The organism is Streptomyces ipomoeae 91-03, assembly GCF_000317595.1.
Taxonomy (GTDB): domain Bacteria; phylum Actinomycetota; class Actinomycetes; order Streptomycetales; family Streptomycetaceae; genus Streptomyces; species Streptomyces ipomoeae.
Genome location: NZ_AEJC01000528.1, coordinates 23,055 through 29,745, shown reverse-complemented (window position 1 = coordinate 29,745; position 6,691 = coordinate 23,055). Strand labels below are relative to the sequence as shown.

The 6,691-nt window shown below is 69.1% G+C and carries 9 protein-coding genes and 1 pseudogene; 6 read left to right on the top strand and 4 right to left on the bottom strand.

Annotation, left to right across the window (positions count from 1 at the left end; all coding sequences use genetic code 11):
- Positions 1 to 650, bottom strand: a 650-nt coding sequence (locus tag STRIP9103_RS52225) for a hypothetical protein (protein ID WP_234022375.1), incomplete at its 3' end; no start/stop codon positions are given.
- 241 nt (positions 651 to 891) lie between these two features.
- Here STRIP9103_RS52225 and STRIP9103_RS34245 point away from each other — a divergent pair.
- Both STRIP9103_RS34245 and STRIP9103_RS50930 read left to right on the top strand, forming a co-directional pair.
- Positions 892 to 1,278 carry a hypothetical protein gene (locus STRIP9103_RS34245; RefSeq protein WP_009329119.1) on the top strand — a complete coding sequence of 129 codons (387 nt, stop codon included), beginning with the start codon at positions 892 to 894 and terminating at the stop codon, positions 1,276 to 1,278.
- A gap of 238 nt (positions 1,279 to 1,516) precedes the next feature.
- On the top strand, positions 1,517 to 1,654 hold the full coding sequence (locus tag STRIP9103_RS50930) for a hypothetical protein (protein ID WP_009329117.1): 138 nt from the start codon (positions 1,517 to 1,519) through the stop codon (positions 1,652 to 1,654).
- 500 nt (positions 1,655 to 2,154) lie between these two features.
- On the opposite strand, the pseudogene STRIP9103_RS47445 reads toward STRIP9103_RS50930, so the two are convergent.
- Positions 2,155 to 2,321 (bottom strand): annotated as a pseudogene (locus tag STRIP9103_RS47445) (phosphatase); the annotation flags it as partial.
- 510 nt (positions 2,322 to 2,831) lie between these two features.
- Positions 2,832 to 3,622, bottom strand: a protein-coding gene (locus STRIP9103_RS47440; RefSeq protein ID WP_411572384.1) for an IS5 family transposase whose coding sequence is annotated in 2 segments (ribosomal slippage) — positions 2,832 to 3,292 and positions 3,292 to 3,622 — 792 coding nt in all. Because the reading frame shifts where the segments join, the coding sequence is not laid out codon by codon here.
- Between the two features lie 163 nt (positions 3,623 to 3,785).
- Between STRIP9103_RS47440 and STRIP9103_RS34220 the strand changes: the two genes are divergently transcribed.
- From STRIP9103_RS34220 to STRIP9103_RS34205, 4 genes are all read left to right on the top strand, one after another.
- A complete protein-coding gene (locus STRIP9103_RS34220; RefSeq protein ID WP_009329092.1) occupies positions 3,786 to 4,262 on the top strand; it encodes a hypothetical protein in 477 nt (158 codons plus the stop codon).
- 214 nt (positions 4,263 to 4,476) lie between these two features.
- The gene (locus STRIP9103_RS34215; protein WP_009329109.1) at positions 4,477 to 5,046 is read left to right on the top strand and encodes a hypothetical protein; all 570 of its coding nucleotides are present in this window, start codon (positions 4,477 to 4,479) and stop codon (positions 5,044 to 5,046) included.
- A gap of 101 nt (positions 5,047 to 5,147) precedes the next feature.
- Positions 5,148 to 5,441 (top strand): ArsR/SmtB family transcription factor, encoded by a 294-nt coding sequence (locus tag STRIP9103_RS34210; protein WP_009329098.1) that lies wholly within the window; start codon positions 5,148 to 5,150, stop codon positions 5,439 to 5,441.
- Positions 5,438 to 5,824 carry a VOC family protein gene (locus STRIP9103_RS34205; RefSeq protein ID WP_009329087.1) on the top strand — a complete coding sequence of 129 codons (387 nt, stop codon included), beginning with the start codon at positions 5,438 to 5,440 and terminating at the stop codon, positions 5,822 to 5,824. The genes STRIP9103_RS34210 and STRIP9103_RS34205 overlap by 4 nt, the downstream gene beginning before the upstream one ends.
- Positions 5,825 to 5,932: 108 nt before the next feature.
- Here STRIP9103_RS34205 and STRIP9103_RS34200 read toward each other — a convergent pair whose 3' ends face one another.
- Positions 5,933 to 6,658 (bottom strand): SDR family NAD(P)-dependent oxidoreductase, encoded by a 726-nt coding sequence (locus STRIP9103_RS34200; RefSeq protein ID WP_009329089.1) that lies wholly within the window; start codon positions 6,656 to 6,658, stop codon positions 5,933 to 5,935.
- Positions 6,659 to 6,691: the final 33 nt, after the last annotated feature.

Sequence of the window (6,691 nt, the reverse complement as noted above, 5' to 3'; positions counted from 1 at the left end):
TCCCAGATGCACGTCTCCCGCCTGCTCACCCGCACCCTGGCCCAACTCCGCGAGGGTCTGATCTCCGACTGACCCACCCACTCCGTGACACACCCAACCGCCGGGGCCCGATTCATGGGCACCCGGCGGTTGCGCGTGCGCAGGGGACGGCAGAGGGCCGGTGAGTCGTCTGCGGGTGGATGGGGGAGGGACGGGTAGGGCGGCGGGGCCGAAAAAGGCCGACGCTCAGCCCAGCGCCAGCCAAACGACCGCAGCCACAACCGCCACGGGTTTTCGCCGTTCCGCCGTTCCGCCGCTCCGCCCGGGCAGGTCACGGCCGGCTCACCGACGATCAGCTCGGCGGTCGGCGGCGCCTCCCGCAGTTCCCAGCGCGCCGCCTGAGCCGTGGCCCGCCGGCGTGCGTCGGCGCCCCCGGCCGGGCCCGGGGAGATCTCCCAGGAGACCACCCGAGGCGTCCACCGCCTGAGTGCGGGCGATGAGCAGCGCGACATCGCCATCGGGCCGCTCCGGCAGCAGAGCGTGGATGACCGTGTCACAGAGAGGGAGGTCGCGCCGATCTCCCCGGCGGACTCGATGCCTTCCCGGGCCCGGGCCTCATCGAGGATGAGGTCGTCGACGTCTGCCAGCAGCTCGTCGAGGCAGGTCGACATCAGCGAAAAGCTCCACAATCGGAACTATTAATCCAATCCCTCCCTTGTCCGCATAAAATATCTACAGCCAGGTGTCAAGATGACGACAAACCTGTCCAGGCCAGCGGGGAAGACAGCGGTAAGGGCTGCGCCCGGACACAGCGTGGCTGCCGGCCGTCTCCGCCCCGTGGCCGGGAAGGGCAGGTGTCAGCAAGCAGAGTCCTTTCACGGAGCCGACGGCCACCTGAAGGGAGGCAAGCCGATGATCACCGAACTGGCTGTCGAGCGTGTGGAGTTCACGTGCGGCCACTGCTGGCACAAGTGGAGCGCCGATTACGACGTGCAGTACTACCGCGACGAGAACGGCGACGACTGGGAGTACTTCACCCGCGACGGCCACGCCGTGCCGTCCCCCTATGCCCCCGAAGGCGCTCCCCCCTGCCCCATCTGCGGCCGTCACTGGGTGGGCCACCTCACCGCCCGCCGACCCGTCCCCGTCCCACCCGGACCCGTCGACACCCCCCGGCTCAGGATCACCACGCCTCGCGAGGAGCACCGCACGGACCGGCATGCCGCACCACCGCTGGAAGCGGACGCCCATGAGCAGCCCCGGCAGGAAACAGCGTCCACCTCGCCCACTGATCACTGAGGACTCACGTCCCTCCCCGAGGGATCGCTCCCCGAGCGACTGATCCCCGAGGGACTGCTCTGCGAGGGACTGCTCTACCCAGCCCGGCGCGTCCTGGCTGCCGCCCGTCCCGTCGGCGCGCGGCAGCCGGATTCACGGGATGTGACGTGGCTCCTACGTGAGCTCTGCCCTACCTGCGGAGGATGGGGGCTTTCAGCCTGTCGTCGGGTCGGCGGGCTTGCGGGAAGGAAGTCCGCCCATGTCCGAGCACGTGCACGTCCGCGTCAATCAGGGGCTGGGAATCACCGAGAACGGTGAGCTCGTGGAGCACTCCTCCTGCCGCTGCGGGGCCACCTGGACCAAGGCCTACGAGGTTCCGGAAGAGAGTTCCGAGTAGGCCGCGGAGACCCCCGGTAGCGCGAGGCGCGTCAGACAGGTCTGCAGCCAGGCCCCGCTCCCCGACGGTGCCGAGGACCTGGTGAGTGAAGAGCGACGGAACGAACAGCTACAGTCGGCGATCGCTGAAGCCGGTCCGGGAAAGCCGTCCTGGGGCCCGTGAGGGATCGGGTCCCAGGACGGCCAACCATCTTCTCCACCGCCGGGGGCTCGCCCTCGCGGCACACCACACCGACCCCCCTCATTCACCCGCCCGGCAGGGACCGCCGGCGACGGCCAGGACGAAGTGGGTCAGCAGGAGCAGCCACCCCGTACATCACTGGTCTTGAGTCGCACCGCGCGCTTGGGCGGCCAACCGCCGGCCGTGCCGGTGCTGCCCGCGAAGAGGATGGCGGCCAGTTCATCATCCAGGGACTGCCGGATCCTGTCGGTCACCGAGCCCTGGACGGCTTCGTCGACAACCTCGATCACGGAACGGGCGTCGTGGACCGCCCTGGGCGTCGCGTAGGCGCCGGACCGGACGTCCTCGTCCTCCAGCTCGTGCAGCATGGCCAGGCACTCATGAGGATCGCGGTCCGCAGCGACCCGCGCGAACGTTTCCATCGGCCGCGTTAGACCCGCCGTTGGTTGCTCACCGCGTCGATCAACGTGCCATCGACACCGAACAGTACGTACGTCGCGCGGCCCGGCCGCCCAGATTCACTGGTCCCGCATGGATCATGCCAGGCACGTGCTCCATGAAGGCTTTCGAACGTTCGGTGATGGCGGACCGGCCGGCATCGGCGACGACGGAAGCAGGGACGACCTCGGAGCCCCGGCGCGTACGCACGCCCGTGCGCCCCGGCGCGTACACATGCCCGTGCGCACACCGGCCACCATCGCCGGGACGATCCCGCCCAGCCCCGAGCAGCTGCACTCCGAACTCGCTCGCACAGCACCGCAGTGAGCGCCTGCGGCTTCCGCCCAGGCGCGAAGGATCACCTCGCGCCGCAGCGCCGCGTGCGTTCATCCGCGGCCCCCGTGGGGCTGACCGCGCCGCCCTGATACCTGTCCGCGGTCCGGGCTCCTGGGGATGGGTGGTGACGGGAGCCGCGTCTGTTCCAGGACCGCCTCGCCGACGCGCGACGGGTGTTCCTCACGCGGTGCTTGCGGAGGGAAGGGCGTTGGTCTTAGAGGTCCTAACAAAGGCGTTGGACGTGGCGGTGGGTGATCAGGCAGGTGGCGAGGCCGAGAAAGGCCTCATGGATGTCGTCGCGCCGCTCCCATCGGATGCGCAGGCGGCGGAAGCCGTGCAGCCAGGCGATGGTGCGCTCGACAACGTAGCGGAAGACACCCAGGCCGGAGCCGTGTGGCTGGCCTCGTTCGGCGATCACCGGCGTGATACCGCGAGCCCGCACCAGGCGCCGGTACTTGTCGTGGTCGTAACCACGGTCCGCGAGGAGCGCGTCGGGTCGGCGCCTGGGCCGGCCGACCACGCCGGCCACGGCGGGGACCTTGTCGAGAAGCGGCACGAGCTGGGTGACGTCGTTGCGGTTTCCGCCGGTCAGCGACACCGCGAGCGGGATGCCCTGTCCGTCGGTGAGGACGTGGTGCTTGCTGCCCGGCCGTGCTCGGTCGACCGGGCTGGGCCCGCTTTTGGGCCGCGCCGGGCCGCCCGGACGTGGGAGGAGTCGATCACCGCCCGCGACCAGTCCAGCTTCTTCGCGGCCCGCAGCTTCTTCAGCAGCACCAGGTGCAGTTCGTCCCACACACCGGCCTCGTTCCAGGCCGCCAGGCGCCGCCAGCAGGTCATGCCGGAGCCGAAGCCCAGCTCTTGGGGCAGATACTCCCACTGGATACCGGTGTGCAGCACGAACAGGATCCCGCACAGCGCCTGCCGGTCCGGCACCCGAGGCCGACCCTCCACCAGCTTCGGCCCCGGCTCGGGCAGCAACGGCTCGATGAGCGACCACAGTTCATCCGACACGATCCAAGGCCGCGACTGACGTTTCCCCACGACCAGACCAACGACCGTCCACGCCGAAAGTCACATGATCAACAACTTCTGTTAGGACCTCTTAGTGCTTTCTTCCGAGGTGCGTTGCGCCCAGAGACCGATTGCCGCCCGGCCGGGCGGCAATAGTGTGAGCCGTATGAGCGAGGCAGCGCACAAGACCTCCCGCGACCGGGCGATGGACGTCGTCCGGGGCTACGCGGACCACGACGCCATCGCAGTTCACGAGGCGCTGGCCGGTCTGGACGCAGACAGCTGGGCAGAGGTGTACGCCGTCCTGAGCGGTCTGTTGCGCTCCACCATCAGCATCATGGAGATGAGCGGCAGGCGGTGCATGCCGGGCCACCTGGTTCGGCAGGCCGACGAAGTCGCCGCCGCGGCCCCGCCCCACTACGAGTTGGCCGTTGCCGAGGCAACGCGGGCCTGGGCCCGGGGAGACCAGTCGGCGATGCGCGCGTTGTCGGGCCGAGACCTTCCGGGGGCCGTGCACATGACGGCCGTAGGCGTCGCCGTTCTGGGGCTGAGCCTGTGGGGCAGGACCGGATTCCTCGATGTTCTCAAGGAGTTCCACGAGACCGTCACCGCGCTCGTGAACGATCCGCTTTCCGGCGTCTGACCACTCGAACGGCAGCGTCCGGAGATCAGACTCTCGTCGGCTTCGTCGTCGATGCCACCCGCCTGCGAAGCCGGCGAGAACCCCTTGCCATCCTGCCGTGCGGCCGAACCCTTCACAGAAGCGGAGTGTTTCGCTTGTCCAGAGCCGCACCGAACCGGATCGTCGTCGGCGGATTCTTCAGGGACTCGCCGACTCCGAACGGTCAGGACGCGCCATGAACTTCCGCACTCCCCTGTCCGCCCTGTTCCCCGGAACCTCGGGCCGGCTCCTCACCGCCCTCGTCGATCATCACACCGCCGACGCCGCAAGGCCGCTGACGCTCGACCAGCTGTCCAGGAACGCCGCGGTGACGCCCACCCAGCTGGAAGCGGCACTCTTCCGCCTCGGTCTGCTCGGCCTCATCGCCCCCAGACGCAAAGGCGAAGCCGTACATCTCGTCGCAGGGCACATCGCCTGGTCCGCTCTGCATCAGCTGACAGACCTGCGGGGCCGCGTCATCGACACGGTCCGCGAGCAGGCGCGAACCCATCTCCACCCGGCACCGGACTACCTCGCGCTGAACGGCGCCGTCATCGAAGGAACGGCATCGCATCCCGCGGACGTACTGGAGCTGATCGTCGTCCCTCCGGCAACTGCCCCGGCTGACTGGGAGCATGGCGTCGCCGCCCTCGTCACACAGCTGTCCCGTGATCTGGGCAACGTCGTCATCCAGCGCAGCGCCCGTGACATTCAGGAAGCGGAGGCCATGGGCGGGAGCAGCGCCGTGCGTGTCTTCCCACGGTGACGGCGGTGGGGAGCCCGGGATTCCGTCGGCGGGCCCATGGATTCCGCCTCGCGTCGTTCAGCGGCTTGATAGGCAAGTAGCCGCTTGCCTATGGTGTGGTTGTGCCGGACGACGTCTTCAAGGCCCTGGCCGACCCCACCCGCAGAAAGATCCTCGACGAGCTGACGGAGCGGAACGGTCAGACCCTGTTCGAAATCTGCGCGCGACTCACGACCAAGCACGGTCTCGGATCGTCCCGTCAGGCGATCAGCCAGCACCTCGCCGTGTTGGAAGCCGCGGGCCTGATCCGGACCCGGCGCCAGGGCCGCTACAAGTTCCACGACCTCACCACCGAACCGCTCGAACGCATCGTCACACGATGGCTCAAGCCCGAAGCACCGGAGAGCGCTCCATGAAGATCCACCTCACCAACGTCTTCGTCGACGACCAGGAGAAGGCCCTGCGCTTCTACACCGACGTGCTGGGCTTCGTGAAGAAGCACGACGTCCCGGTGGGTACGGACCGGTGGCTGACCGTGGTCTCGCCGGAGGATCCCGACGGTACCGAACTACTGCTCGAACCCTCCGGCCACCCCGCGGTGCAGCCGTACAAGACGGCGCTGGTCCAGGACGGCATCCCGGCCGCCTCCTTCGCCGTGGACGACGTACAGGCGGAGTTCAACCGGCTGCGCGAGCTGGGGGTGTACTTCACCCAGGAGCCGCTGGAGATGGGCACGATCACCACTGCCGTCCTGGACGACACCTGCGGCAACCTGATCCAGATCGTGCACAGCGAGTAACCGGAGCGCGTCGGTCCAGCCGAACGTTCAGGACCGGCGAGCGCACCCCGAATCCCTGGGGCTCATCCTGGCGGGGTCGCGCACTGCTCGGCAGAGGAGGCCGTCCTCTCAGAGCGTGGTGCCCGTCTCCTCGGCCAGCGTCCGCAGGAGACGGTCCTGGAACGCCTCGTCGTGGACTGCGCCGTGCGGCTCCTGCCGCCGGCGGTGGTACCAGTACCCGCCGGTGGTCAGGGCCTCGGGTTCGTCACTGGAGGCGAGCCACTCCTGTGTCCGGTGGCCGAGTTCGAGGTCGTCCGGTGCGTTCGGTCCGCCCATCCTGGTCGGCACCCAGCCCGGATCCACCGCGTTGCTCAGCACCCCGGGGCGCAGTCGGGCCACCGCTGCCGCGAGCGTCGTGACGAACAGCTTGCTGTCGGAGTACGAGCCCGGGCTCTCGCCCCGCCAGTCGATACCGGCGAGCGAGGGGCGCCCACCGAAATGCGAGCCGCTGCTCAGGTACACCAGCCGACGCGGCCCGCGGAGCAGGGCCGTGAGCAGGTACGGGGCGACGATGTTGACCGGCATGACCGCCGGTCCGCTCCACACGCCGGCGTTGTGGATGACCGCGTCGAGCGGCTTCGCCTCGTTCAGCTCGGCGGCGATGCGCCGTACCGCGTCTCGGTCCGTGAAGTCACCCACCACGAGGTCTGCCCCACGGTCGGTCAACGGGTCGAGGTCCGCCGCGCGCTCCTGGTTGCGGGCGTGCACCACCACGTCGTGTCCGGCGGACAGCAGCGAATCCGCCGCCGCACGTCCAAGTCCGTCCGCGGAACCGGTCACCAGGATCCGGCTCACTGCCGCACCGTCCCTCGAACGACCTGCACGACT